22 protein-coding genes and 1 other RNA gene are annotated in these 24,520 nt (G+C 67.6%); 12 read left to right on the top strand and 11 right to left on the bottom strand.

Going from position 1 to position 24,520, the window contains the following annotated elements:
- The first annotated feature begins 42 nt into the window (after nt 1–42).
- Nucleotides 43–867, top strand: a complete 825-nt coding sequence (gene iolB / locus CDO87_RS05575) for a 5-deoxy-glucuronate isomerase (RefSeq protein ID WP_100927857.1) — start codon at nt 43–45, stop codon at nt 865–867.
- Between the two features lie 74 nt (nt 868–941).
- On the opposite strand, the gene CDO87_RS05580 is transcribed toward iolB, so the two are convergent.
- From CDO87_RS05580 to nudC, 4 genes are all read right to left on the bottom strand, one after another.
- Nucleotides 942–2,333 carry an FAD-binding oxidoreductase gene (locus tag CDO87_RS05580; RefSeq protein WP_100927858.1) on the bottom strand — a complete coding sequence of 464 codons (1,392 nt, stop codon included), beginning with the start codon at nt 2,331–2,333 and terminating at the stop codon, nt 942–944.
- Nucleotides 2,330–3,124, bottom strand: coding sequence for a DUF4198 domain-containing protein (locus CDO87_RS05585; protein ID WP_100927859.1), 795 nt, complete (start codon nt 3,122–3,124; stop codon nt 2,330–2,332). The genes CDO87_RS05580 and CDO87_RS05585 overlap by 4 nt, the downstream gene beginning before the upstream one ends.
- Nucleotides 3,125–3,155: 31 nt before the next feature.
- Nucleotides 3,156–3,623 (bottom strand): SRPBCC family protein, encoded by a 468-nt coding sequence (locus CDO87_RS05590; RefSeq protein ID WP_100927860.1) that lies wholly within the window; start codon nt 3,621–3,623, stop codon nt 3,156–3,158.
- Between the two features lie 67 nt (nt 3,624–3,690).
- Nucleotides 3,691–4,644 carry an NAD(+) diphosphatase gene (nudC, locus tag CDO87_RS05595; RefSeq protein ID WP_100927861.1) on the bottom strand — a complete coding sequence of 318 codons (954 nt, stop codon included), beginning with the start codon at nt 4,642–4,644 and terminating at the stop codon, nt 3,691–3,693.
- Nucleotides 4,645–4,813: 169 nt separating this feature from the next.
- Here nudC and CDO87_RS05600 point away from each other — a divergent pair, with 169 nt between their 5' ends.
- The 4 genes from CDO87_RS05600 (at nt 4,814) to CDO87_RS05615 (ending at nt 10,204) form a co-directional block, all read left to right on the top strand.
- Nucleotides 4,814–6,793 (top strand): bifunctional 2',3'-cyclic-nucleotide 2'-phosphodiesterase/3'-nucleotidase, encoded by a 1,980-nt coding sequence (locus CDO87_RS05600; protein WP_100927862.1) that lies wholly within the window; start codon nt 4,814–4,816, stop codon nt 6,791–6,793.
- A 124-nt stretch (nt 6,794–6,917) separates the two neighbouring features.
- Nucleotides 6,918–7,940 carry a helix-turn-helix domain-containing protein gene (locus CDO87_RS05605; RefSeq protein WP_100927863.1) on the top strand — a complete coding sequence of 341 codons (1,023 nt, stop codon included), beginning with the start codon at nt 6,918–6,920 and terminating at the stop codon, nt 7,938–7,940.
- A gap of 101 nt (nt 7,941–8,041) precedes the next feature.
- On the top strand, nt 8,042–9,235 hold the full coding sequence (locus CDO87_RS05610) for a serine hydrolase (RefSeq protein WP_100927864.1): 1,194 nt from the start codon (nt 8,042–8,044) through the stop codon (nt 9,233–9,235).
- Nucleotides 9,236–9,319: 84 nt separating this feature from the next.
- Nucleotides 9,320–10,204, top strand: coding sequence for a helix-turn-helix domain-containing protein (locus CDO87_RS05615; RefSeq protein WP_100927865.1), 885 nt, complete (start codon nt 9,320–9,322; stop codon nt 10,202–10,204).
- Nucleotides 10,205–10,270: 66 nt separating this feature from the next.
- Here the strand turns inward: CDO87_RS05615 and CDO87_RS05620 are convergent, their stop codons facing one another.
- The gene (locus CDO87_RS05620; protein WP_100927866.1) at nt 10,271–11,902 is read right to left on the bottom strand and encodes an NAD(P)/FAD-dependent oxidoreductase; all 1,632 of its coding nucleotides are present in this window, start codon (nt 11,900–11,902) and stop codon (nt 10,271–10,273) included.
- 216 nt (nt 11,903–12,118) lie between these two features.
- On the opposite strand from CDO87_RS05620, the gene CDO87_RS05625 reads away from it, so the two are divergent.
- Entirely contained in the window at nt 12,119–12,757 is a 639-nt protein-coding gene (locus tag CDO87_RS05625; RefSeq protein ID WP_100927867.1) for an HAD family phosphatase, read from the top strand.
- 16 nt (nt 12,758–12,773) lie between these two features.
- Here the strand turns inward: CDO87_RS05625 and CDO87_RS05630 are convergent, their stop codons facing one another.
- Entirely contained in the window at nt 12,774–13,604 is an 831-nt protein-coding gene (locus CDO87_RS05630) for a class I SAM-dependent methyltransferase (protein ID WP_100927868.1), read from the bottom strand.
- 142 nt (nt 13,605–13,746) lie between these two features.
- Complete coding sequence (locus tag CDO87_RS05635; RefSeq protein ID WP_198521825.1) at nt 13,747–14,850, bottom strand: class I SAM-dependent RNA methyltransferase; 1,104 nt, start codon at nt 14,848–14,850, stop codon at nt 13,747–13,749.
- A 162-nt stretch (nt 14,851–15,012) separates the two neighbouring features.
- On the opposite strand from CDO87_RS05635, the gene ffs reads away from it, so the two are divergent.
- Nucleotides 15,013–15,112, top strand: an RNA gene (gene ffs / locus CDO87_RS05640) — signal recognition particle sRNA small type.
- 67 nt (nt 15,113–15,179) lie between these two features.
- Here ffs and CDO87_RS05645 read toward each other — a convergent pair.
- The 3 genes from CDO87_RS05645 to CDO87_RS05655 form a co-directional block, all read right to left on the bottom strand.
- On the bottom strand, nt 15,180–15,686 hold the full coding sequence (locus CDO87_RS05645) for a protein phosphatase (protein WP_254698348.1): 507 nt from the start codon (nt 15,684–15,686) through the stop codon (nt 15,180–15,182).
- A gap of 164 nt (nt 15,687–15,850) precedes the next feature.
- Complete coding sequence (locus CDO87_RS05650) at nt 15,851–17,350, bottom strand: ankyrin repeat domain-containing protein (protein WP_100927871.1); 1,500 nt, start codon at nt 17,348–17,350, stop codon at nt 15,851–15,853.
- A 165-nt stretch (nt 17,351–17,515) separates the two neighbouring features.
- Nucleotides 17,516–18,358, bottom strand: coding sequence for a neutral zinc metallopeptidase (locus tag CDO87_RS05655; protein ID WP_100927872.1), 843 nt, complete (start codon nt 18,356–18,358; stop codon nt 17,516–17,518).
- A gap of 119 nt (nt 18,359–18,477) precedes the next feature.
- Here CDO87_RS05655 and CDO87_RS05660 point away from each other — a divergent pair, with 119 nt between their 5' ends.
- From CDO87_RS05660 to CDO87_RS05680, 5 genes are all read left to right on the top strand, one after another.
- Entirely contained in the window at nt 18,478–20,232 is a 1,755-nt protein-coding gene (locus CDO87_RS05660) for a DNA polymerase III subunit gamma/tau (RefSeq protein WP_100927873.1), read from the top strand.
- Nucleotides 20,233–20,427: 195 nt separating this feature from the next.
- Nucleotides 20,428–20,772: a YbaB/EbfC family nucleoid-associated protein gene (locus CDO87_RS05665; protein ID WP_100927874.1), complete on the top strand. Its 345-nt coding sequence runs from the start codon at nt 20,428–20,430 to the stop codon at nt 20,770–20,772.
- Nucleotides 20,773–20,781: 9 nt separating this feature from the next.
- On the top strand, nt 20,782–21,885 hold the full coding sequence (locus CDO87_RS05670; RefSeq protein ID WP_100927875.1) for a hypothetical protein: 1,104 nt from the start codon (nt 20,782–20,784) through the stop codon (nt 21,883–21,885).
- Nucleotides 21,886–21,923: 38 nt separating this feature from the next.
- The gene (gene recR / locus CDO87_RS05675) at nt 21,924–22,517 is read left to right on the top strand and encodes a recombination mediator RecR (protein WP_100927876.1); all 594 of its coding nucleotides are present in this window, start codon (nt 21,924–21,926) and stop codon (nt 22,515–22,517) included.
- Nucleotides 22,518–22,641: 124 nt separating this feature from the next.
- Nucleotides 22,642–23,559: an autotransporter outer membrane beta-barrel domain-containing protein gene (locus tag CDO87_RS05680; protein WP_100927877.1), complete on the top strand. Its 918-nt coding sequence runs from the start codon at nt 22,642–22,644 to the stop codon at nt 23,557–23,559.
- Nucleotides 23,560–23,692: 133 nt separating this feature from the next.
- On the opposite strand, the gene CDO87_RS05685 is transcribed toward CDO87_RS05680, so the two are convergent.
- Nucleotides 23,693–24,448 carry a DUF1013 domain-containing protein gene (locus CDO87_RS05685; RefSeq protein ID WP_100927878.1) on the bottom strand — a complete coding sequence of 252 codons (756 nt, stop codon included), beginning with the start codon at nt 24,446–24,448 and terminating at the stop codon, nt 23,693–23,695.
- Nucleotides 24,449–24,520: the final 72 nt, after the last annotated feature.

Consider the following 24,520-nt stretch of genomic DNA (forward strand, 5'->3'; position numbering starts at 1 on the left):
GGGCGGGGCTTCGCGCCGCCCACCTATCGGAAAGGACGACCCATGACACATCTCCTGCGCAAGCCGACCGGGACCTCAGGGCAGGTCCAGAATGTCACCATCGACAACGCGAAGACCCCGGACAGCCCGGACTGGGGCTATGTCGGTTTCGACCTCTGGCGGCTTGCCCCCGGCGAGACCGCGCAGGGAGAGACCGGCGAGCTGGAGGTCATCCTCGTCCTCGTCGAAGGCAAGGCAGAGGTGACGGGCGCGGGCGTGTCCTTCGGAGAACTGGGCGACCGGATGAGCGTCTTCGACCGCACGCCGCCGCACGCGGTCTACGTCCCGAAGGGCGCCGCTTGGGAGGCCGTGGCCACCACCGACTGCACCGTCGCGGTCTGCTCCGCACCAGCCACGGGCGACTATCCGGCGGCGCAGATCAGCCCGGAGGGCGTCGACATCGTGACCCGCGGCAAGGGCGCCAACACGCGCTACATCCACCCCATCGCGATGGAAGAGCGTGACGTCGCCTCCTCCCTTCTTGTGACGGAGGTCTTCACGCCCGCGGGCAACTGGTCCTCCTACCCGCCGCACCGCCATGACGAGGACAACTTCCCCGACATGACCTACCTGGAAGAGACGTACTATCACCGCCTGAACCCGGCGCAGGGCTACGGTCACCAGCGGGTGTTCACCGAGGATGGCACGCTCGATGTGACCATGTCGGTCTCCGATCACGACGTGGTGCTGGTGCCGAAGGGCCACCACCCCTGCGGTGCGCCCTATGGATACGAGATGTATTATCTCAACGTCATGGCCGGTCCGATGCGCAAGTGGCGGTTCAAGAACCACCCTGACCACGACTGGATCGCACAGCGCGACGCCTGATTACGCTTCCTGCGCGCCGGGGAACGCCGGCCTGCGTCCTCCGATCCTGAGTGCCCGACGCCGACCCCGATGCCTCAGGCCGGAGGCAGCAGTTTCCCCGGGTTCAGGATGCCCTTCGGGTCGAGCGCCGTCTTGATCGCGCGCATCATGTCCAGCGCGACCGGATCCTTGCGGCGCGCCATGCTGCCCAGCTTCGACCGGCCGATGCCATGCTCGGCCGAGAAGGTGCCGCCCAGCGTGCGGACAAGACCCTCCACTGTCTCCATCACCGGCGTGACCAGGGTCGCATCGGTCACCCTCACCGCGTAGTGCACGTTGCCGTCGCCCAGGTGCGCCACGACCATGGCGTCGGCCTTGGGGTCTACCGTGGCGACGCGCTCTTCGGCCTGCTCAAGGAAGGTCTGCACCTTGTCCAGGGGCACCGCCACGTCGTTGACCACGCAGGGTTTCCTGGCCAGGGACAGCTCCGCCGCCGCCTCCCGCCTTGCCCAGAAGGCGGCGCGCTGCGCCTCGCTCGTGGCTACTGCGGCGTCGATTACCAGCCCCTCTTCGAACAGCGTGCCCAAGGCGTCTTCCAGCAGGCCCGACAACGGTACGCTGCCGTCCGGGCCGGGGGCCGCATCGCGCGGGGCGGTGGCGCCCAGTTCGACGAGGATGTTCACCGCGTGCGGTTCCGCGAAAGTCGCCTGTGCCTCCGGGCGCAGCGCAGCGTACGCGTCCATGTAGGCGCGCGGCATGAACTCGAAGGCCTCGACCGCGCCGCCGGTGATGTCCTGCAGCCGGTTCAGCAGGGTCAGGGCCGCATCGACCGACTGCGCCGCCACCATCGTCGTGGCAAAGGCGCGGGGCTGCGGGACCAGCTTGACCACGGCCCGGGTGATGATGCCGAGTGTCCCTTCGGAGCCGATCAGCAGGTGCCGCAGATCGTAGCCCGTGTTGTTCTTGTGTAGCTCCGACATGAGGTCGACGACGCGACCGTCCGCCAGCACCGCCTCCAGCCCCAGGACGAGGTCGCGCGTGTTGCCGTACCGCAGGACGTTAGACCCGCCCGCGTTCGTTGCCAGCAACCCGCCCAGCCGGGCAGAGCCCTTCGCGCCGAAGGTCATCGGGAAGGCCAGCCCGTGCGCCGCCGCCGCCGCGTGCAGGTCCGACAGGATCACCCCGGCCCCGACCCGCGCGAGACGCGCCTCGGGCCGGATCTCCTCGATCGCGTCCAGCCGGTCGAGCGAGAGCATGATGGCGCCCTCCCCCTCCGTCCCGCCGGACAGCCCCGTGTGGCCGGAAACCGGGACCACGGGCGTCCCGCTGTCATGTGCCAGACGCATCACCGCCGACACCTCCGCCGTGTCGCGCGGGCGGGCCACGCATAGCGGCGTCCATCGGTATTGCCCCGTCCAGTCCTGCGACCAGGGCGCCATGTCGGCTCCGGTCAGGACCTCCGTCACGCCACGCAGCGCGTCGATCATTCGGGAACCTTGAAAGTCAGCGAGGCCCAGAGGCTCTCCCAAGCCGGGTCACCATTGGCGCCGGGATCGAGCTCTTCCATGACCACGCTGTCGACGAGGTAGAAGTGTCCCGGCGACAGGTCGAGCATTGCCCGCCCTTCTGCATCGGTCCGGTAGAGCCGGATGTCCAGCGTGCCATCCGGCGCGCGGTCGAACAGTTCGACCTGCACGTCGGCCCTCGGTTCATCCTTGTAGAAGACGCGCACCGGAAAGCCTTCGGACAGGTCGTCGGTGAAGGGGTTCGCCTCCGCCACGATCTCCGTCAGCAGACCGGCCTGCATGTCCTGCCCCTCTCCGTCGCCGACCGCGATCAGGCTCTTGGCGTGGCGGGAGTAGCGTTCACGCACCGCCTCGGGGTCGAGACCGCGTTCGATGTGCCGCGCGCAGGCCCATTCGATGTCCTTGTGCGCGCAGAACCGTTCGAAGGTGGCGAAGTCCTTGTAGGTCAGCGTGTAGTCGCGCGTTACATGCACGACCGTGGCCAGCCCTTCGCCGGGCACGGCCATGTTGAGTGCGGGCTTGTCCCCGGCGCGGCCCTCGACCCGGAGGACCTCGCCGTCGATCAGGATCTCGAACCGGGTGAAGTTGGGCGGCACGAAGGAGAACGAGGCGCCCTCCAGCTTGTCGCCGACATAGAGGTCCGCGACAAGCGGCGCGCCCTCGGCCACCGCGCCGTCGACCGGTTCGATCCAGAATTCATGGGCGCTCGCGGGCAGAGCCGCCGTGCAGAGCGCCAGAAGCAGACGTTTCATTCGATGTCCTCCTGCGCTGGCGACCTAGCGTTCAGCCCGTCGCCTGCAAGCGGCGTTCAAGCTCTCGTGCGAGATCGTGCATCCGGCCCTGAAACCGCTTTTCCATCCCGCCCTTGGCCAGCTTCAGCGATTGCACCAGCAGACGGGCCGAAAGCGTCGTTGGCGCCATCTCGACCTCGACGCTGATCCGGGTGCGCGTGCGCGACAGGGCCACCACGTCCATCACCATGACCACCTTCAGCCCGCCGCTGATCGAGGAAAAGACCATCCGTTCCGGCGGTGTGTATTCCGTCAGGGTGATCTCGGCCTCGCGCTCCTTGCCGCGGAAGGTGAAGACCACGCGCCACGCCATGCCTTCGGTCGGCGCGCCCCCGCCCCTGATCCGCTGGACGTCGATGCCGCGCCGGAGCGCCTGCCGCTCGACCGTTTCGAGATCGGAGAGCGCCGCGAACACCTTGTCCAGCGGCGCTTCGATGTCTTCGCGTGCCTTCAACTGCATGTCGTCCTACCGCCCCTGTCCTGGCCCCATGATCCCGTTGGATGAGGACCACACACATCAGGTGCCGTCAATCCAAACGGTCCGCCAGCCAAGCCCGCAGCATGAAATGGGCAATTGCACCGCGCCTTGCTGGCATCAGGTCGGGCCGCAGACCGGCCGCCGCATCGGCAACGTCTTCCCGGCTGACCCAGCGCGCGTCCTCCAGTTCAACCGGATCGAGCACGATTTCCGAAGTCTCGGCCTCGCCATGACAGCCGATCATCAGGGAGGACGGGAACGCCCAGGGCTGGCTGGCGAGGTAGCGCACCGGCCCCACGCGCACCCCGGACTCTTCGAAGACCTCGCGGCGGACGGCGGCCTCGATCGTCTCGCCCGGCTCCACGAACCCGGCGAGGCAGGAATACATCCCCTCGGGCCAGCCGGGCGAACGGCCCAAGAGGCAGCGGTTGCCGCGGGTGATCAGCATGATGACCACCGGATCGGTGCGCGGGAAATGCGGCGCGTTGCAGGAGGGGCACTGCCTCTGCCATCCCGACTGTCGGATGTCGGACGCGGCACCGCACCGCGCGCAGAACCCGTGGCTGTCGTGCCAGCCGTGGATCGCCTTCGCGGTCGCGGCCAGTTCGGCATCGCGCGCCGTGAGCCGCGTCATGATCCGGCGCAGTTCGGCAAACCGACCTTCGGGGGCCTGCGGATGCTTCTGTTCGCTGGGGTCAACGAAACTGCCGAGCGTCTCCGCCGCCTCCTCGGGCTCCCAGGCCGAGATGTCGGCGGCCCAGGTCAGGACGCCCTCTTCGCGGCCCAGCAGGATCGGCGCACGCACGGCGTCCTTCAGCACGGGGTGGTCGATGGGCAGACGCAGAAGGGTGAGGTCGCGGTCCTCGCCGGCTACCAGCGGCTTGCCGTTCCACAGCACCACCATCTGCCCGCCGTGATCGGCCAGAAGGTCCGTCGTGCCGCGCAGCTCTGCCGCCCGGTCCAGACCCGATCCGCCGAATGTCACCTGTTCCGCATGACGCATGTGCCGTCCTCTCCCTGCCCTGCCCCTTCATGCACAGCGACACGCAAAGATGCAATTGATCGGCGACGACCTGCCATGCCGTTGCGGAAGGCGAAAAAACTGTCACACCGCCGTGCCTTTTCCGTGCAACCTGAGCGCAGAAAAAACCTGAGAACCAATGGGGGAACGTATGATGTATCAACAGAAACCGAAGTTCAGCCGCCGCCAGTTCCTTGCGGGCACCACCGCCGGGGCGGCCCTGATCGTCCTGCACCCGTATTCCGCCAACGCCGCCGCCAACCAGGCGCACCTGCGGATCATGGAGACCACCGACCTGCACGTGCACGTCTGGCCCTACGACTATTACGCCGACAAGCCAGTCGACACCGTGGGCGTGGCCCGCACCGCCTCGATCATCGACGAGATCCGGGCCGAGGCAACCAACGCGCTGCTGGTGGACAACGGCGACTTCCTGCAGGGCAACCCGATGGGCGACTACATCGCCTACGAGCGGGGCATGAAGGAAGGCGACATGCACCCGGTCATCACCGCGATGAACACGCTGGGCTATGACGCCGCCACCATCGGCAACCACGAATTCAACTACGGTCTCGACTTCCTGGCGAAATCCACCGCCGGGGCAGAGTTCCCGGTCGTGCTTGCCAACATCGCCAAGACCCAGGGCGCCAACCCGCGCGAGGACGAGACGCTCTACAAGCCCTACGTGATCCTCGACCGCGAGGTTACGGACGGCGCGGGCACGGCGCATCCCATCCGGATCGGCATCATCGGCTTCACCCCGCCGCAGGTCATGAACTGGGACCGCAAGCACCTCGAAGGCAACGTCACCGCCCGCGACATCGTCGAGACCGCCGAGGCCTACGTGCCCGAGATCCGCGAACAGGGCGCCGACATCGTGATCGCGCTGTCGCACTCCGGCATCGGCTCCGCCGACCACGAGGACGGGATGGAGAACGCTTCCGTCCCGCTGGCAGCGGTCGAGGGGATCGACGCGCTGGTGACCGGGCACTCGCACCTCGTCTTCCCGTCTCCGACCTACGAAGGCTTTGCCGCGGTCGATGCCGAGAACGGTCTGCTTCACGGCAAGCCCGCCGTCATGGGCGGCTTCTGGGGCTCGCACCTGGGGCTGATCGACCTTCTGCTGGAACGGGACGGCAACACCTGGCGCGTGGTCTCTGCCACGACAGAGGCGCGCCCGATCTCCCAGCGCAACGAGGACCGCTCCATCACGCCGCTGGTCGAAAGCCACCAGCCGGTTCTGGACGCCACCGAACAGGAGCACGAGGAAACGCTGGCCTATGTGCGCCGCGCCGTGGGCAAGACCTCTGCCCCGCTGCATTCGTACTTTGCCCTGGTGGCCGACGACCCGTCCGTGCAGATCGTCTCCATCGCGCAGCAATGGTACATCGAGCAGATGCTTGAAGGCACCGAATACGAGGACCTGCCGGTCCTCTCCGCCGCAGCGCCGTTCAAGGCGGGGGGCCGTGGCGGTCCGGAATACTACACCGACGTGCCGGTGGGCGACGTGGCAATCAAGAACGTCTCCGACCTCTACCTCTATCCCAACACCGTGCGCGCGGTGAAGGTGACGGGCGCGCAGGTGAAGGACTGGCTCGAACGCTCTGCGGGCATGTTCAACCAGGTGGAGCCGGGCGCGACAGACGCCGTGCTTCTGAACCCCGAGTTCCCGTCCTACAACTTCGACGTCATCGACGGGGTGACCTACCAGATCGACCTGTCGCAGCCGTCGAAGTTCGACCGCGAGGGCAACGTGGTCAACGAAGGTGCCAACCGCATCGTCGACCTGATGTACGAAGGCAAGCCCGTGACCGACGACATGGAATTCGTCATCGCGACCAACAACTACCGCGCCTCCGGCGGCGGCAGCTTCCCGGGCGCGAAGGGCGACACCATCATCTTCGAGGCGCCCGACACCAACCGCGACGTCATCGTCCGCTACATCGTCGAACAGGGCACCATCGACCCGAAGGCCGACGACAACTGGTCCTTCAAGCCGCTGGAGAACACCACCGTCCTGTTCGAGACCGGCCCCAAGGCGCGCGACCTGCTGTCGGACGTCGACGGCGCGAAGATCGAGGATGCAGGCGACGGCGAGAACGGCTTCGCCCTGTTCCGCATCACGCTCTGACCCGGCGGCGGCGCGTTGCCGGTCGGCGCGCCCCGCGACCAAAGTCGCGCATCCGGTATTCGACCGGTGCCCGGCATCCATGCTATGCTGCCCTCCGGAGGAGACATGACCGGAGGGTGGCTGGATGCTGGAGGAGGCACTCTTGCTCGACGCTTCGGGCGCGCCCGCGCGACATCGGGGGCGTACCCGTTCGCATGACTGGGACGAGGTGCAGGACTTCTGCCGCACCGTCTACATGCCATATCGAGTGCGGCCGCTGGAACGCGGCGCGCGCCCCGATGCAACCATGCTGTCGGCACATGCGGGCCGCGTGACGATGACGCGGTTTTCCTACGGCACAGGCATCTTCCTCGACCGCTTCGACCCCGAAGCGGGCAACATCATCGTCCTCAACACGCTGCGCGGGGCGCTGTCCCACCTGACCTCTGGTGCGCCCGCCTCCACCGGCGCCGGTGAGAGCTTTGTCGTCGACTGTTCGCGTGCCGACTACTGGCTGGAGGGCGACAGCGACCACATGCAGTTCAACCTGACCATCCCCCACGCGGTGATGGAGGAAACCGCCCGGCGCTGGTTCGGCTTCGTCCCGGACGACCGGCTCTGGACCTGCCGGACGAAGTTCGGGGGGCCGGGCTCTCCTTGGCTCGCGTTGCTGGACTACGCCGCGCGCACCATGGCCGGTCCCGGTCCGATGCCCGCAGACGGCCCGTTGGCCCGCCACCTCGAAGAGATCATCTGCATCGAACTCCTGCGCCGCTGGGCTGCCGCCGCCGGTATCCGACTGGAGGACGGCGCGCGCACCGCGGCCCCCGGCTATGTCCGCCGCGCCGAGGAGATCCTGGAGGCCGAGGCACGCGACGCCCCGGTGATCGGGGATGTGGCCCGCCGTGTCGGGGTCTCGGCACGCACGTTGTCCGGCGGGTTCCAGCGGTTCCGGGGCGTGTCGCCGCGCGAATTCCTGGCCGGGCGCAGGCTCGATGGATTACGGGCCGAACTGGAAAGCGCGGAGGCGGATCGCTCCGTCTCGGACATCGCGTCCGACTGGGGCTTCGTGAACCTCGGCGCGCTGGCCGGGCGTTATCGCGAACGCTTTGGCGAGCTGCCGTCGCACACCCGCGCGCGCGCCATCACTGGCCGCAAGCCGGACTGAACAACGCTTCCGAAACCGGACACTCCCTGCCGCTCACGGACAGAAAGCCGCCCGAGGGGGCGGTACGCTTTGGCCATGGGAAAACCCTAAGGGAGGACACTATGAAGGATCTCAAGGCCAATTGCGACGCCGTGCTGTCGCGCGTGACAAGCGGTAGCCCCCGCGTGCCGGGCGTGGTCGCCATGGTCACCGACCGCGACGGCGACATCTACGCCGGCAGCGCGGGCGACAGGCGTCTGGGCGACGGGGAGATGAGCCTCGACACGGTGTTTGCCATCTTCTCGACCACCAAGGCGATTGCCGGGACGACCGCCCTGCAATGCGTCGAAGAGGGGCTGCTGGACCTCGACGCGCCGGCCAAGACCTATGCCCCGGCCATCGGAAACCTGCAGGTGATCGAGGGGTTCGACGCCGATGGCAGCCCGCGTCTGCGCGCGCCGAAGTCCGACGTGACCACGCGCCAGCTGATGCTGCACACCGGCGGCTTCGGCTACGACTTCTTCAACGAGACCTACAAGCGCCTGGCCGACGAGCACGAGCAGCCCTCCGTCGTGTCCGGCACCCGGGCCGCCATCGAGACACCGCTGCTGTTCGATCCGGGCGAAAAGTGGGAATACGGCACGAACATCGACTGGGTGGGCCAAGTGGTCGAAGGCATCCGGGGCAAGCGCCTTGGCGCGGTCATGGCAGAGCGGGTCTTTGCGCCGCTCGGGATGACCGACATCGCCTTCACCCGCACCGACGACATGAAGGCGCGGACCGCGACGATCCATGCGCGCGGCGAGGACGGCAGCCTGTCGCCCATGGACGGCTTCGCGCTGCCCGACAACCCGGAGGTCGACATGGGCGGCCACGGTCTGTACGGCACCGTGCCGGAGTACATGAAGTTCATCCGCATGTGGCTGAACGACGGCGCCGGTCCCAACGGACGCGTGCTGAAGCCCGAGACCGTCGATTGGGCGGTGAAGGGCGCGCTGGTGCCGCCGCAGAAGGTGACCATGTTGCCCGGCGTCATCCCCTCGCTGTCGAACGACGCAGAGTTCTTCCCGGGTCTCGGCAAGGACTGGTCCTACACCTTCATGGTCAATACCGAGACGGCGCCCACGGGTCGTCCGGCGGGCGCCATCGGCTGGGCCGGGCTGGCCAACAGCTTCTTCTGGATCGACCGCGCGGCGGGTGTCGGCGGTTACTGGGCGACCCAGATCCTGCCGTTCGGCGATCCGGTGTCGTTCCCCGGCTATCTGGATTTCGAATCCGCCGTCTACCAAGCCATCGCCGCCGCAAAGGCCGCCTGAGCGCGCTTTCGGACCGTCCGGAAATGTCAGCGGGGGGCGGCGCGTCGCCCCCCGCTTTTTTCATGGCCTTTGGGAGGAGGAGCGATGAAAGACCTGATCACTTTCGAAACCCTGCCGAACTGGGTGCCGGGCCGCCTGCTGCTGGCCAGCGACGGGCTTGGCTGGAAAAACGTGGCACTCCGGTCCTACCACTACGAGGGACAGGACGTGACCGTGCCCGCGATGCGGGACTTCATGCTTGTCGGCTACAGGTCAGGAGTAACCCCGATGCAGCGCCGGTTCGACGGGCGCTGGACGAAGGAGACGCTGGGCCCCGGGGCGGTGTCGCTGCTGACCCGCGCGCAACAGGTGTCGTGGAACTGGGTGGAGCCCATCGACGTGACCCATGTCTACCTGTCCGGCGCACTGGTGGCCGAGGTCGCGAGCGAGGTGCTCGACTGCACCGTGACCGACGTCGCGCTGGCCGATATCCTGCGCACCGAGGACCCGGTAATGATACACGCCATGTCCGCAATCGCCGAAGAGGCACAGACGCGGGATCTTGGCGGCGCCCTCTATGTCGACAGCGTGGCCCGCGGGCTGATCGTCCACCTGTTGCGGCGCTACGCCATGGTACGGACACCGCCGGAGAGTGACGCGGGCGGACTGTCCCGCACCCAGCAGGCGCGCATCCTCGAATACATCGACGCAGGGCTTTCGCAGTCGCTGGACCTGACCGGCATGGCCGAGGCGCTGTCTCTGACACCATGCCTCTTTGCCCGCCAGTTCCGCCGCAGCTTCGGCTTGCCACCCTACGCCTTCGTCAAAGCGCGGCGGCTGGAGCGCGCCCGGCATCTGCTGGCCCGCACCACCCTGCCGATCAAGGCGGTGGCGGCGGATTGCGGCTTTTCCGACCAGGCGCACCTGACGCGCCTGTTCTCTGCCGCCTACGACGTGACGCCCGCCGTCTTCCGGCGGCAGGCGTCCTAGTCTGCCAATACGGCCTATGCGGGCTCCGGGCAGGGCAAGACTTGCGCCTGCCCTGCCCGGTCGCGCTCACTCTGCCGCTTCGACTTCCGGCGTCTTCGACATGGCGAAGCCTTCGTAGCCGTTCTGCGCGATCTCCTGGCACTTCTTCCGGTAAGTCCCGACGCCGCCGGTGTAGGACAGCACCCGCCGCGGTTTGCCCGCCACGTTGGAGCCGGTGTACCACGAGTCCGTCTTCGAGATCAGCGTGGCATTGGCCGTCTCGTCATGGTGCGCGACCCAGGCGTCCTCTGCCTCTGCCGTCGGTTCGATCACCGTGGCACCCGCGGCACGCACTGCCTTGATGCAGTCGGTGATCCATTCCGTCTGCTGCTGAAGGCAGGTGGTCATGTTGCACAGCGCCGCCGAGGGCGCGAGCGGCGCGCCGGTCATGAACAGGTTGGGGAAACCGTGCTTCTGGATGCCAAGCGTGGTGCGGATGTCCTTCGACCATTCGTCGCGAAGCGTCATGCCGTCGCGCCCGGTGATGTCGATGCGTGTCAGCGCGCCCGACCCGGCGTCAAATCCCACGGCCATGATGATGACGTCCAGCTCGTACACCGTGCCGTCCGCCAGCTTCACGCCTTCGGGCACGATCTCGGCAATCGGGTTGTTCCGGACCGGGACGGCGGTGACGTGCTCCTGCCGGTAGACCTCGAGGTAGTTCGTCTCGAGCGGCACCCGGTGCGTGCCGAACCCGTAATCGCCGGGCTTGGGCACGAGGATGTCGATCAGCTCCGGATCCTTCAGCCGTGCCGCCATCTTTTCCCGGACGAAGGCACTGATCTCCTCGGACACCTCCTCGTCGAAGAACATCTCGCCGAAGGAGGCGAGCCACAGTTTCAGCGATCCGTCGGCGTGGGTGTCTTCGAGGATCTTGCGGCGCTGTTCCGGTGTGCAGTCGGCCCAGGCATGTTCGAAGTCGTACTCGAACCCGGTGAAGGTCACGGGCAGGTTGGTCTTCAGCTCATCCCAGCGCGCCTTGTAGGCGGCGGCCTCGGCCGGGCCGTACTTCGGGTTCTTCATCGGCAGCACGTATTGCGGGGTGCGCACGAAGACAGTCAGGGAGTCCACGATCGGCGCGATGGTCTGGATCACCTGGATGCCCGTGGCGCCGATGCCGATCACGCCCACGCGCTTGCCTTCGAGGTCGATGCCTTCCTTCGGGTAGCGCCCCGTATGGACGATGGTGCCCTTGAAGGTGTCCTGACCCGGAAAGCGGTCGGTCAGCGGCGCCGACAACATGCCCGTGCAGCCGATGAGGAACCGGGTGTCGAACGTCTCGCCGGTGTCGGTCTTCACGATCCAGCGGCCCGTGTCCTCGTTCCAGCGGGCCGACGTCACCTTGGCGCCGAAGGTGAAGTCCTTGCGCAGGTCCAGCCGGTCCGCGACGTAGTGCATCCAGCGCTCGATCTCCGGCTGGCCGGGGAAGCGTTCGCTCCACGTCCAGTCCTTGTAGAGCTTCTCGTCGAACAGGTACTGGTAGATGTAACTCTCGGAGTCGAACTTCGCCCCCGGGTAGCGGTTCCAGTACCATGTGCCGCCGACGTCGGTGCCCGCCTCGACGCCGTGCACGTCGAGGCCCTCCTGCCGCAGCTGGTGGAGCTGGTACAGCCCCGCCACGCCCGCGCCGATCACCAATGCGTCCAGTTTCCGTGTCATCCTGTTCCTCCCTTTGGGTATCCTTGCCGGATGGCCCCTCCCGGCCAGCCGATCCACAAAGGCTAGGCGTCCCCTGCCCCGAGGGTCTTGAACGTTCCTGACGCGCCTTTGAACGAAAGCCGCAACAGCCTGACACATGACGTGAAGCCGCCCGGCTTCCGCAGGGCGCCGCCTCGTGTTAGCGATCACCTGACGGATTTTAGGAAGGGTTTGGCCATGCCATACGACGCGGTGATCTTCGATCTGGACGGCACGCTTCTGGACACCGAACGCCTGGCTTTCGAGGCCGCCCGCCGCGCCAGCTCCCGCTTCGGCCCGCCCATGACCGAGACCTTCTTCCGCACGCTAATCGGTGGCGACATGGCATCGACCAACGCCCGGCTCGCCGCCGAATACGGCGCCCACCGGATGGCCGAGTTCGACGCCGCCTGGGATGAGGAACACGACAACCTGCTGGTCGCGGGGATGCCCCTGAAACCCACGGTGCACGCGCTCCTCGACCTGATCGAGGGGATGGGGCTGCCCCGTGCGGTGGCCACGTCGTCGGGCCGCGCCAGCGCCGACCGCAAGCTCCTGGCGGCGGATCTGACCCACCGCTTCACCACCGTCGTGACGCGCAATTGCGTGACCCGGCCCAAGCCCGATCCGGAGCCCTACCTCACCGCCGCAGCCCGTCTGAACGTGGCGCCCGAGCGGTGCCTCGCCTTCGAGGACAGCACGCCCGGCGCCCGCGCCGCACGCGCCGCCGGGATGACCGTTGTCGTGGTGCCGGACATCGCGCTGGTCGAGGACGGCCATGCCCACCACACCGCCACCGACCTGCTGAGCGGGGCGCGCATGGCCGGGCTGGGCTGAGCCCCAAGGGCAGCCGTCACCCCGCCTTGCGGCACACGATCTGAACAGGATGGGTCCGGCGCTCCGCGATGTTGCGGGCCGCGTTGCGGACGATCTGCGGTGCCTGCCGGCCCAGCAGGATGTGCACGCCGAACACGGGAACCTGCCCCTTCTCCGCCATCTCGATGGCCTTGTTATAGCCCGCCAGGTACTTCTCGCCGGTGTCGGTCACGTCGATCCCGGTAAAGCCGGCCGCCGCGAGCAGGGCCACCGTGTCGTCGGGGCGCATCAGGTAGGCGCCGCTGCCATCTTCAGACCACGGCAGCGGGTGGTGCGGATCGCCCACAGGTCCCAGCCCGTGTTCCGTGATCGCGAAGAAGGCCCCGGGTTTCAGCACGCGGAACGCCTCGCGGAAGAACCCGGCGCGATCCGGCACGTTCATCGTGACGTGCTGGCTGTATCCCCCGTCAAACCGTTCATCCTCGAAGGGCAGCGCCTGTCCGTCGCCATGCACGCAGGTGACGCGGCCCGTCATCCCGACCAGATCGGTCAGCCTGTTCGCCGCCTCGACGAAGGGGGCGGTGATGTCGATGCCCTCAACATGGCAGCCGAAGCGCTGCGCGAGGTAGCGCGCCGGGCCACCGATGCCGCTGCCGATGTCGACGATCCTCTGGCCTTCGCGGATGGGCAGCGCCTCTGCCAGATCCTGCGTGGCCGGAAAGCCGCGGGCGTGGAAGTGGTCGACCGGGGCGAGCTGTTCGATGGTCACTGTCTCGGGGTCCATCCCGGCAGCCTTCATGGTCTCGACGATCTTGCCGTAGACGTCCCCGGTGCCCCAGTGGTCCGAGATATTCTGACTGTCCGCCATGCGCGCCTCCCTCTGACGTTGGGGAAGCTTACGGTCAGTTGGCCCGATGTGGCAACGCCGTTGCCGGACGCTTTCCGGTCAACCAGCCAGCCGGGCTGCCCCATGGGGCAAACACACTGGCCTGCGCGATGCGGGCGGTCGCTCAGATCCTCGCCTGGTACAGCCTGACCTTCAGCCCGCCAAAGGCCACCTGCGGCCCGGCGTCGAGGTCCAGCCCGGTGGCCTTGGCGAGACCTCCGTCCGAAGTCACCATACCCAGCCGCCATCCGCCGAACCGCTCCTTCAGCACCGCACCCAGCGACCCGTACAGCCCGAACAGCAGCTTCCGGTCGCCGATCCGCGCGCCGTAGGGCGGGTTGACCATAACCAGTCCCGGCGGCCCATCGGGGCGTTCTAGGGCGCTGACCGGCGCGCGGGAGAAAGTGCAGACCCCGGACACGCCGGCGCGCTCCGCGTTGGCCGCGCTGCCACGGATGGCCCCGTCGTCGCGGTCGGCGCCGAAGAACCGACAGTCCGTAGGCCGGGCTTCCAGGCCGGCATCGCTGCGGATCGCGCCATAGGCCTTGGCATCGAACGTCGGGAAGGCCTCGAAGGCGAACCCCCGCGCACGGCCCGGCGCCAGCCCCAGCGCGATCTCCGCCGCCTCGATCACGAAGGTCCCTGAACCGCACATGGGGTCGACCACCGTTTCGGTCCCGCGATACCCGGCCGCCCTCAAAAAGCACGCCGCCAGCGTCTCGCGCAGGGGGGCCTTGCCGACTGCCTCCTTGTAGCCGCGCCGATGCAACAGCTCGCCGGAGGTGTCGAGCGACACGGTCACGAGGTCGTCCTCGATCCGCACCATCACACGGAAGGTCCCTTCGGCCCCGACCTTCAGCCCGGCCACCTCCATCGCACCGGCCACGCGCGAACGCGCCGCGCGGTCGTGATAGATCTTCGACGCGCGGCAGGTCACGTCGACCCGCACGTCGGCGCCCTTGGGGAGATAGGCGGCCCAATCCACCTTCTTCGCGCGCTTGTCGAGCTGGGCCAGGTGAAAGGCGCGGAACTCGGCGATGCGGATCAGCACGCGCGACGCCCCGCGCAGGCAGAGGTTCGCCCGCCAGACGTCGGGCCAGCCGCCGCTTGTCACGACGCCGCCCGCAACGGCCTCAGGCGCGGCGAATCCCTGCTCCGCTGCCTCCTCTGCCAGCAGGGTTTCCAGCCCGGGCGGGGCGCTCAGGAATATCTCGAAAGGCGTGTCCATGTCCCCGCTCTTACCGGTTCCGGCCCGCCTGTCCACAGGGTTTCGCAGAACAGGCCCGGGATCGGAGGGGTCGCGCGGGCCTCCGGTCGCCACGTCTCCGCACGTCGACCGGCGGGCGGGCCGCAACCCTTGCAATCCGCGGCGCGAACCCCTAAATGAGCGGTCGAGAGGTTGTGCGGGCAGGCGCCTCGCCAACCCGGTCAGGTCCGGAAGGAAGCAGCCGTAACGAGCCCCGCTTGGGTCGTTGCAATCTCTCACCAGAAAGCCCCGGCCCCGCGCCGGGGCTTTTGCTTTTCCGGATCGTGACGCCAATGGCGTGCGGTCCCGGATCAACGCTCCGGATGACGGACAAACTTAGCCGCGCCGCGCGTTGCGGCCTTCGCCCAATCCATCTGATCGGGCGTCCCCTCTGCCTCCGGACACACGCTCTTCAGCCGTTCCTCGGCCTCGTCGGGGGCTTCGCCCGCCTCGATCATCAGGCGCAGCACGGCCATGCCGCAGCGCCCGCCGCCGTTCCGGCTGTTCACAAGAACCCGCCCGCCGCCCAGCAGCGCACGCCGCGCCTGTTCCGACACGGAAGGCCAGGTCTCCATCTGGCTGGCGCTCGGCCTGTCCCCCGGCCCGATCGCAAGGTGCACCCAGCGCGTGCCCTTGTCCTGGATGTTCTGGCCAAGGTTCATGGCGCCTGCGTCCACCAGTTCCCCGGGGGTCACGAGCGACAGCACAATGGCCGGGCGCCAGCTTGCCAGGTGCTCGAGGTCGCCACGATAGTCGCCGCCCGCACCCGGCAGCGGCGAGATCGCAACGATCCCGCCACCGACGGGCCAAGCATGCATCACGACCGCCGATTTCTCTCCGATCCCCGTCACTTACCCCGTTCTTTCCGTTCCCTTGTTCACCCGATTGGGGAAAATCCGTTCCCGGCGATGATACACACTTGACGCCCCGGTCCTAGCGATTCGGTCGGCGTGACGGCCGTGGACGGTGAACGGGGGTACTCTCAGACCACCTGCCCGGGCCGGGCCTCCGCCCAATCCGACAGGAACTGCCGCAGGTCGGAGCGCCCCGTCGCGGTGATGACGTGCCGGGGCAAGGCGACCCCGGCCTCCAGCGCCAGCCGCAGACATGCTTCGTGGTCGCGGTCGGCACGGGCCGGGTTGTTCTCCGACCCGTGCAGGATCGTCGACAGGAGCGTGCCCCCGTAGCCGTTGACGTGGCCTAGGTCGGGCCTCAGCGACAAAAGCCAGCCCATGGTCTCCGGCAGCCCCTCCCAGCCCGCGATCTGCACCGGCGTGACCCCATGCGCATCCGCTGCGTCGAAGGGCAGACCGATGGCGATCAGACGCTGCAGATGGTCCAGGCGGTCCGGCAGATGCAGGATCTCGCGGACGATGTTGCGGTAGGGTTCGGCGAGACGGTCGGGATCGACGCAGTCTCCCGGGCTGTCCAGCCCCTCTGCCGCGCGCACCAGAAGCGCCTCCTCCCGGCTCAGGTCGCAAATTACACCACGCGCCTCGAGCGCCGCCGCGACCTGCGCGTTGCCGTAGACCTTCGCGAAGGCCAGGGGATGCGTGTCTTGCCAGCGCCGTTCCGGGTCCGCGCCCGCGTCCAGCAGCATTTCGGCCATCCGCCTGTCGCAGCCACGCCGCGCGGCGTGATGCAAGGCCGTGATGGCGCCACGGTTCAAGTCCTCGATGCCGGAATACGCCTCCAGCAGCATCCCGACCGCGACGTGGTCGTTGAAATCCATGGCCCGGAACAGCGCGTTCGTTCCCTCCGGCGTCGCCCCCGCAGCCAGCAGCAGACGCAGGCCGCCGTGATGGCCAAGCTCCGTCGCGTGGTAGAGCGATTCGCCGTCGTTCGGATCGGCGCCGTGATCCAGCAGCCATTCGCCCAAGGCCATGTTGTCGGCGTGGCCGATGGCCCCATAGAGCGCCGACAGCCGGTGGCCGTCCGGTCCGGGCAGACCGTCATTCACGTCCGCCCCATGCTCCACCAGCAGATCGGCAATGGCCAGCATGTCGCCTTCCAGTTCCGGGCACTTGTGTATCCAGCGCGAAAAGCTGAGGTGCAGGATCGGCGTTCGCGGCCCCAGCTGCTGTACCGCCAGTTCCGGCCGGGCGGCCAGCGCTTGTTCCACCGCCGCGCGGCGATAGAGCGCGCATTCCAGTCCAAAAAGGCCATCCGGCAGGTCGGGTGTTTCGGCCAGCAGGCTTTCCGCCAGATCGACCTGCCCATGGGCCAGCGCCACCTTCAGGCGCTGCAAGCGGGCGGCCCGGTCGAGGCCGGTCCTCTCCGCCTCTGCCTTCAGCCGCGGCCAGCTGGCGAAGCCGTTCTCCTGCGCGATGATGAACAGGAAATCGGCCCGGACAAGGTTGGTCAGGTCCTTGCGCGGCGGGTGCTGGCGCACACGTCCGACGGCCCATGGTTCGCGGGCGATCCACGCGCGGTGCAGAAGTTTGGCGTCGAGACGCAGCTTGTCGAGGGATGTATCGGACATCGGCTTCCTCCGTCATCGCCCGCAATCCGCTGCTCGGGCCAGAGAAATCCGAAGATGTGGGTCTTCGACGTCAGATGCAGGTGCGAAGGCTTTCCGCGAATCAGGTGGCCCCCTGCCGATGGGCCATGCCCGATCCTAGCGTCAACCGTCCCCGGCGCGCAAGCGTCAGAGACGTTCCGCGCCGAAGGTATCGCAGGCCGCGGGGCTGCCCGACTCGTACCCGTTGCTGAACCAGCGCTGCCGCTGTTCGGAGGTCCCATGTGTGAAGGTATGCGGGTTGGGGACCCGTCCCGCCTTGCGCTGGAGGTAGTCGTCACCGATCCGCTGCGCGGCGTTCAGCGCCTCGTCGATGTCGCCCGGCTCAAGCAGGTCGTCGACGTAGGAGGCCCATACGCCCGACAGGCAATCCGCCTGCAGTTCCAGCCGCACGGTCAGCGCATTGGCCTCACGCTCGGAGGCGCGCTGGCGCATGGCGTTGACCTCGGCGAGGATGCCGATCTCGTCCTGGACGTGGTGCGCGACCTCGTGCGCGATGACGTAGGCCTGCGCAAAGTCGCCGCCCGCGCCCAGCTCCTGCTTCATGTAGGCGAAAAAGGCGGTGTCGAGGTAGGCCTTCTCATCGGCCGGGCAGTAGAACGGTCCGGTGGCGCCCGACGCACCGCCGCAGGGCGACTGCGTGACCTGGCTGAACAGCACCAGCGTCGGGGGATCGTAGGGCTTGCCGAAGGCGTTTGGAAAGACGTTGGTCCAGACCTGCTCGGTCGTGGCGAGGACCTGCGCGCTGAACTCGCCCGCCTGCTCTTCCTGTTCCGTCAGGGGGCGCGTCTGCTGCGACTGGCCGGAGCCGTTTCCGGTCAGGATCGGCGACACGTCAATGCCGGTGAAATAGCCGATGGCCAGTACCAGGAGCACGCCGCCGAGGCCCAGTCCGCCGCCGACGGCAATGCCGCCGCCACGGCCCCGCCTGTCCTCGACGTTGGAACTGCTCCGAATTCCCCTCAGTCGCATGGTCACCCTCCGTACACCCAGTCGTGATCGAACGTCTTAAGTACGAAGGCGGTTCCCGCAAGGCTTGCGATCCCCTGCCCCGGACAATAGCTTGGCCCCGTCCGATCCAGGGAACCCGCATGTCAGATCAGCCCGCCTACCAGGTGCTCGCCCGCAAGTACCGGCCAGAGACCTTTGCCGATCTCGTCGGCCAGGATGCCATGGTCCGCACCCTCAAGAACGCCTTCGCCGCGGACCGCATCGCGCAGGCCTTCATCATGACGGGGATTCGCGGGACCGGTAAGACGACGACGGCACGGATCATCGCGAAGGGCATGAACTGCATCGGACCCGACGGCAACGGAGGCCCGACCACCGATCCCTGCGGCAAGTGCGAACATTGCGTGGCGATCATGGAAGGCCGCCACGTCGACGTGATGGAGATGGACGCGGCCTCCCGTACCGGCGTCGGCGACATCCGCGAGATCATCGAGAGCGTGCACTACAGGGCGGCCTCGGCGCGCTACAAGATCTACATCATCGACGAGGTTCACATGCTGTCCAAGAGCGCGTTCAACGCGCTCCTGAAGACGCTCGAGGAACCGCCCGCCCATGTGAAATTCATCTTCGCCACGACCGAGATCCGGCAGGTCCCCGTCACGGTCCTGTCGCGCTGCCAGCGCTTCGACCTGCGCCGGATCGAGCCCGAGATCATGATCGCCCTGCTGCGCAAGATCGCGGCCAGCGAGGGCGCGGAGATCACCGACGAGGCACTGGCGCTTGTAACGCGTGCCGCCGAAGGGTCCGCCCGCGACGCGACCTCGCTGCTCGATCAGGCAATCTCGCACGGCGCCGGAGAGACGACCGCCGATCAGGTCCGCGCGATGCTTGGCCTGGCCGACCGGGGCCGCACCATGGACCTTTTCGAACGCATCATGCGCGGCGACGCGGCCGGTGCGCTCGAGGAACTGGCCGCACAATATGCCGACGGTGCCGATCCGCTGGCCGTGCTGCGCGACCTTACGGAGCTGACGCACTGGATTTCCGTGGTCAAGATCACCCCGGATGCCGCCGAGGACCCCACGATTTCGCCGGACGAGCGGGCGCGCGGGCAGGCTTTTGCCGACGGTCTCGGCCAGCGCAGCCTCGGCCGGGCGTGGCAGATGCTGCTGAAGGCGATCGAGGAGGTCTCGACCGCGCCGTCCGCCATCATGGCGGCAGAGATGGCGGTGATCCGTCTGACCCACGTGGCCGACCTGCCGACTCCCGAGGACCTGATCCGCAAGCTGCAGGACACGCCCCCGCCCCCCATGCCCACCGGCCCCGGTGGTGGCGGGCATGCGCATCATGGCGGGCAGACCCAGGCCACGGGCGTGCCGGCCCCCACGCATCGCGGCTCCTCCGGCCCGGTCGCCTCCCGCTCCGGCAGCGCGGCGCCTGCGCTGGCCACCGACGCGCTGGCCCATTACGCGACCTTCGAACACGTGCTGGACCTGATCCGCGCCAACCGCGACGTGAAGCTGCTGGTGGAGGTCGAGGGCGGCCTGCGCCTTGCCGCCTATCAGCCCGGCCGGATCGAGTTCACGCCGACCGATACTGCCGATCCGCAGCTTGCGTCGAAACTCGGCGCGGCCCTGCAACGCTGGACCGGCAACCGCTGGGCGGTGACGGTGGTGAACGGCTGCGAAGAACCGACGGTGACCGAGCGGCGCGACGCTGCCGACCGCGCCCTGAAGGCCGAGGCCGCGCAGCACCCCCTCGTGCAGGCCGCCCTCGCCGCCTTCCCCAAGGCCACGATCACCTCGATCCGCACCCAGGCCGAGGCCGAGGCGGAAGCCCAGTCGGAAGGGCTTCAGGAGGTCGAGGACGAATGGGATCCGTTCGACGAGGATTGAGGACGGAAGCGCGCCGCCGGGTCGATGGCGCACGGCATGGCCGCAAACGCTGCGGGATACAGCCAATGCGGGCAATGCCGCCGGGCCACCCAGCCGCCTGAAGGCTTGTCGATCGGGGCTGCGCTTGCGATAAGCCTCTGAACCTTCCGGGCGGCGATCATGCAGGCGCGCGCCCCGAACACAGGAGTACAGACGATGTTCAAGGGCCTCGGAAATCTTGGCGACATGGCCAAGATGATGCAGACCGCCAAGGAAATGCAGGGCAAGGTCACGCAACTGCAGGACGACCTGAAGACCATGACCGTGACCGGGGAATCCGGTGCGGGCCTCGTGAAGGCGACGGCCACGGCGAAGGGCGAACTGACCGGGCTGGAGATCGACCCGTCGATCTTCGTCGCCTCGGAAAAGGAAGTGGTGGAGGACCTGATCCTCGCCGCGATCAAGGACGCACAGGCCAAGGCACAGAACCGCGCAGAACAGGAAATGCGCAAGCTGACCGAGGAAATGGGGCTGCCTGCCGACATGAAACTGCCGTTCTGAGACGGGACGGTGGGCGCGGCGGAACAGACCGGACGCCACTACCACACCCCCCGGGCATGGGTTCTGGCCGGGGGCATCGCCGTCGGACTGACGACGGTCAGCGGCATCGCCTACCTGGCCACCGAAGCCGCCTTTACCTGCGACATCCGCGACGCGGCCCTGATCCTGCTGGTCACGCTGAACGCCTGGATCGTCTACGCCACCGGCTGGCTGCTGACGCCGCGGCTGGGCCAGATGTACGCCAACATGCCCCTGCCCGCGCACGACCCGCAACGATGGATCGACCGGACGCTGTTCACCCCGGCCTCGCTGGTGCTGGCGGCGGCCTGGGGTGGCCTGCTGGCGGGCGGGATCTGGATCTACGACCCGTGGAACCGCGAGGTCCTGTCGCTGTCGGAACTGGTGCCGCTGATCGCCGAAGCGGCGGAGAACCCGCTGGGCACCGTCCTCGGCGCGCCCGACCATTGCCCGAACCCGGTGCCCAAGCTGTTGCTGACCCGGATGCTCTCGCTCTTCATCTTCTGCGGAAACCTGATCATCGGCGCCGCCGTCGCGGTGATCTTCCGCTTCTGGTGGGCCGTGCTGGTGAGGATCGACGACATCGACCTGCGCATCCTGAACCTGTCGCGCGAACCGCTGCCCGCGCTCCTGCGCGCCAACAGCCTGCTGGTCACAACTTCGGCGCTGGTGGCGTCGCTGTCGATCCTGTCGCTGATCCTGTCCGGCTTCGAGGTCGACCAGACGGTGGCGCTGTTCTCTCTGCTCACCCTGTCGCTGGTCGTGGCCACCTACGCGGTGCCGATCCTGCCCCTGTCGAACCGGCTGCGGGAGGTGAAGTCCGAGGCGATGAACGAGGTGGAGCGCCTGATCGAGGCGCATCACAGGCAGCGCTCCGGGCTGCCGCCGCGCCCCGACGGCCCGCTGAAGGACCCGGAAGGCGACGGCTATCTGGACATCGCGAAGCTGGAACCGCTGGACAAGCTGATGGAGACGCGCGACACCCTGCACGGCATCCAGACCCTGCCGCCGGGCGGACAGGTTTCGGTCTCGGCGGCGGGCATCGTCGCCTTCCTGTCCTTCCTGCCGACGATCATCGACTTTCTCCTCAAATGACGTGTACCTATCTACACTGAACCGAACGCCGCAGGTCCATGAAAGACACCGACCCCATCGACACGCTCATCGGCCTCATGGCGCGCCTGCCGGGCCTTGGCCCACGGTCAGCCCGACGCGCTGTGCTGCACCTGATCCGCAAGCGCGGCCCGCTGCTGCAACCGCTGTCCGAAGCGATGACCGAGGTTGCCCGCACCGCGCGTGAGTGCCTGAACTGCGGCAACGTATCGACCGCCGACATCTGCCCGATCTGTAGCGACGAGAGGCGCGGCAACGGCCTTCTGTGCGTGGTCGAGGATGTGGCAGACCTTTGGGCCATGGAACGCGCGCAGGTCTTCAAGGGCCGCTACCACGTTCTGGGAGGGACCCTGTCGGCGCTGGATGGCGTGGGCCCGGACGAGCTGCGCATTCCCCGGCTGATGGACCGGCTTGGCGCCGAGAACGTGACGGAGGTCATCCTCGCGCTCAACGCCACAATCGACGGGCAGACCACCGCCCATTACATCGCCGATCAGCTCGAAGGGCGGGTGTCCGTTTCCTCGCTGGCGCAGGGTGTGCCGATCGGGGGGGAGCTCGACTATCTCGACGACGGGACCATCACCGCTGCCCTGAACGCGCGCAAACGCTTCTGAACCGATCAGAAACTGCGCCCGAAAGGACGCACCTGTCGCTTCTCGTGGCCTAGGGCTATTGCGCGCTTGCGGGCTATTCGCAATAGCTGCGGCCAACTGCTTGCCCGCTGCCCCGGAGCCCTCCATGTCCTGCCTCGCGCGCCTTGCGCTTGCCGTCGCCCTGACTGCCGCTTCCCTTGTCCCGGCCCAAGCCGCCGACAAGACCGCGATGTCGCAGACCGACCTGCTCGGGCGCGAGATCGGTTTTGGCATCGGGCAGACCGCGCTCGATACGGCCGCTGCAGGTATATGGCTCGGGGCGAGCACCGGGCGCAGCACGGTCGATCCGTCCGGCGGTCAAGAGACCGACGCGGACCGGCGCAACGTGGTCCTTGGCTACGGCTTCGGCGAGACGGGTTTCTCGGCTTTCGCGGGCTATGGGCAGGGTGCCTCCGAACTGGCGGATGACATCCACAAGGCGCGCATCCGCTCCTATTTCCTGGGCCTGACCTACGGCCGCACGGTTGGCCGGCTCGCCTTCGACGGCGCCGCCTACGTGGGTCGCAGCCACAACGTGATCGACAGCCCCGACACCGCCACAGGCGCCGCCGACCGGGACGGGCGCCTGCTGGGTCTGACGCTGCGCGGGTCGGGCATGCTGATGGACGATGGCGCGGGCCACGGGATCGACTTCGTCGTCCAGGGCGACGCGCTGCACCACACGACCAAGGCCTACCCCGTCTCCGGCCTGCCCGGTGCCACTGTGGACGAGCGTGACAGCACCGCCACCGCCCTGCGGCTGGAAGTGGGCGCGCCGATGACCGCCGCCGGGGCGAGCCTGCGGCCCTTCCTCGGGCTGACGGCCTTCGGCGGCCAGCAGGACGAGATCGCGGTGTCCGGTATGGCGCCGTTCGACGCCGTGGACGTGCTGTCAAAGACACAGATGTCGCTGGGCATGAGCTTCAAGGCGCAGGCGCTGAACGGCCTTGGCGGCCGGGTAGAGCTGACGTCCGACGACAAGGGCCACACCGGGTTCAATGCCGGGTTCTCCCTGAACTTCTGAACCGCTCTGTCACGGCGTCGTCTAAGCGCCGCGCCGGACCCTGCCCCATTCGCCCACCCTGCAAACGAAAATCGCGGGCCAGTGACGGCCCGCGGTTTCGAAGTGCTTGCAGCGTCGGAATAAAAGGCCCGCCTCAGCGGTCCTCGTCCTCGTCTTCCTTGTCTTCCGGCAGGTTGAAGAAGCTGTCGGCGTCCAGGTAGTTCTGGTTGTCCTCCTCTTCCTCGTCGTCGTCGCCACGGGGATCGGACAGCGAGAAGCTCTCCAGCCCTTCCATGTTCGAAGGCAGGCGCGGTTCGGCGCTGTCCATCTCGAGGCTCTGCTCCGTCGACACAAGCTTGCGGCGCTCGTCGTCGGTCATCACCTTTTCCAGATCCTTCGCGGCCTTGGCCACGGCGGCGTCAAGCTCCGTCTGCTTGCAGAGTCCAAGCGCCACCGGGTCGATGGGCTGCATGTTCTGGATGTTCCAGTGCGTGCGTTCGCGGATCGACTGGATCGTGGGCTTCGTGGTGCCGACCAGCTTGGCGATCTGGCCGTCGGTCAGCTCCGGGTGGAACTTCACCAGCCACAGGATCGCATTCGGACGGTCCTGACGCTTCGACAGCGGGGTGTAGCGCGGACCGCGGCGCTTTTCCTCGTCGCGGGCGGCCGGGTTGAACTTCACCTTCAGCCGGTAGGTCGGATCCTTCTCCGCCTTGTCGATCTCGGCCTGCTCAAGCTGGTTGTTGGCGATGGGATCGAACCCCTTCACGCCCACGGCCACGTCGCCATCGGCGATGCCCTGGATCTCAAGCTCGTGAAAGCCGGTGAAATCGGCGATCTGCTTGAAGGTCATCGTGGTGTTGTCCACCAGCCAGACGGCGGTCGCCTTGGGGTGCAGCAGCTTGGACATCTCGTCTACTCCTATTCACGTCTTAACGGCCAAACCTTTTCCGTGCCCCGGACCGCCTTTCGGGGCCGCGGG

Source organism: Sagittula sp. P11, from assembly GCF_002814095.1.
Lineage (GTDB): Bacteria > Pseudomonadota > Alphaproteobacteria > Rhodobacterales > Rhodobacteraceae > Sagittula.

Excerpts from the sequence above, each read along its gene's own strand:
- iolB (WP_100927857.1), top strand. The coding sequence starts at position 43 with ATGACACATCTCCTGCGCAAGCCGACCGGGACCTCAGGGCAGGTCCAG.
- CDO87_RS05580 (WP_100927858.1), bottom strand. The coding sequence starts at position 2,333 with ATGATCGACGCGCTGCGTGGCGTGACGGAGGTCCTGACCGGAGCCGAC.
- CDO87_RS05585 (WP_100927859.1), bottom strand. The coding sequence starts at position 3,124 with ATGAAACGTCTGCTTCTGGCGCTCTGCACGGCGGCTCTGCCCGCGAGC.
- CDO87_RS05590 (WP_100927860.1), bottom strand. The coding sequence starts at position 3,623 with ATGCAGTTGAAGGCACGCGAAGACATCGAAGCGCCGCTGGACAAGGTG.
- nudC (WP_100927861.1), bottom strand. The coding sequence starts at position 4,644 with ATGCGTCATGCGGAACAGGTGACATTCGGCGGATCGGGTCTGGACCGG.
- CDO87_RS05600 (WP_100927862.1), top strand. The coding sequence starts at position 4,814 with ATGATGTATCAACAGAAACCGAAGTTCAGCCGCCGCCAGTTCCTTGCG.
- CDO87_RS05605 (WP_100927863.1), top strand. The coding sequence starts at position 6,918 with ATGCTGGAGGAGGCACTCTTGCTCGACGCTTCGGGCGCGCCCGCGCGA.
- CDO87_RS05610 (WP_100927864.1), top strand. The coding sequence starts at position 8,042 with ATGAAGGATCTCAAGGCCAATTGCGACGCCGTGCTGTCGCGCGTGACA.
- CDO87_RS05615 (WP_100927865.1), top strand. The coding sequence starts at position 9,320 with ATGAAAGACCTGATCACTTTCGAAACCCTGCCGAACTGGGTGCCGGGC.
- CDO87_RS05620 (WP_100927866.1), bottom strand. The coding sequence starts at position 11,902 with ATGACACGGAAACTGGACGCATTGGTGATCGGCGCGGGCGTGGCGGGG.
- CDO87_RS05625 (WP_100927867.1), top strand. The coding sequence starts at position 12,119 with ATGCCATACGACGCGGTGATCTTCGATCTGGACGGCACGCTTCTGGAC.
- CDO87_RS05630 (WP_100927868.1), bottom strand. The coding sequence starts at position 13,604 with ATGGCGGACAGTCAGAATATCTCGGACCACTGGGGCACCGGGGACGTC.
- CDO87_RS05635 (WP_198521825.1), bottom strand. The coding sequence starts at position 14,850 with ATGGACACGCCTTTCGAGATATTCCTGAGCGCCCCGCCCGGGCTGGAA.
- CDO87_RS05645 (WP_254698348.1), bottom strand. The coding sequence starts at position 15,686 with ATGCATGCTTGGCCCGTCGGTGGCGGGATCGTTGCGATCTCGCCGCTG.
- CDO87_RS05650 (WP_100927871.1), bottom strand. The coding sequence starts at position 17,350 with ATGTCCGATACATCCCTCGACAAGCTGCGTCTCGACGCCAAACTTCTG.
- CDO87_RS05655 (WP_100927872.1), bottom strand. The coding sequence starts at position 18,358 with ATGCGACTGAGGGGAATTCGGAGCAGTTCCAACGTCGAGGACAGGCGG.
- CDO87_RS05660 (WP_100927873.1), top strand. The coding sequence starts at position 18,478 with ATGTCAGATCAGCCCGCCTACCAGGTGCTCGCCCGCAAGTACCGGCCA.
- CDO87_RS05665 (WP_100927874.1), top strand. The coding sequence starts at position 20,428 with ATGTTCAAGGGCCTCGGAAATCTTGGCGACATGGCCAAGATGATGCAG.
- recR (WP_100927876.1), top strand. The coding sequence starts at position 21,924 with ATGAAAGACACCGACCCCATCGACACGCTCATCGGCCTCATGGCGCGC.
- CDO87_RS05680 (WP_100927877.1), top strand. The coding sequence starts at position 22,642 with ATGTCCTGCCTCGCGCGCCTTGCGCTTGCCGTCGCCCTGACTGCCGCT.
- CDO87_RS05685 (WP_100927878.1), bottom strand. The coding sequence starts at position 24,448 with ATGTCCAAGCTGCTGCACCCCAAGGCGACCGCCGTCTGGCTGGTGGAC.